Here is a 566-nt window from a genome sequence, read left to right on the forward strand (position 1 = left end):
CGCCCATCAGCGACTCGCCGCCCAGGACGAGCTGGCGGGCCGGGGAGAAGCCGCCGTCCAGCTCGATCAGCAGGGGCAGGTGGCTGGGGGTGGCCTTGACGAAGTCGGGCTGCCGGTGCGGAGCCGCGTCGCCGGTGCGTCCGTCGAGTTCGACCAGCTGGACCGTGCCGCCCGCGGTGAGCGGGGCGAACAGGCCGGTGACGGTCAGGTCGAAGGAGACCGGCGAGTGGACCAGGGCCCGCCCGGCCACGCTGTCGTACGCGTCCCGGGCCCAGGCCAGGTAGGCGTTCAGGGAGCGGTGTTCGACCACGACGCCCTTGGGGCGGCCGGTGGAGCCGGACGTGAAGATGACGTAGGCGGGGTGGGAAGGGGTGAGCGGTGCGGTGCGCTCGGCGTCGGTGACGTCGGCGGCGGAGGTCGCCCGCAGGTCGGCCTGGGTTCCGGCGGCGTCGAGGGTGAGCTGCGGGATGCCCGCGGGCACCCGGCCGGCGGTGGAGCGGGTCGTGACGGCGGCGACGGGCTTGATGTCGTCGAGGACGAAGGCGATCCGGTCGTCCGGGTGGGCC

The 566-nt window shown here is 74.7% G+C and carries 1 protein-coding gene; it reads right to left on the reverse strand.

Annotated elements, in window-relative coordinates:
* The coding region (locus tag WDV06_RS37065) for an AMP-binding protein (RefSeq protein ID WP_395514189.1) at positions 1–566 on the reverse strand (566 nt) is incomplete at both ends.

Source organism: Streptomyces racemochromogenes (genome assembly GCF_044129415.1).
In the GTDB taxonomy this organism is placed as follows: Bacteria; Actinomycetota; Actinomycetes; order Streptomycetales; family Streptomycetaceae; genus Streptomyces; species Streptomyces racemochromogenes_A.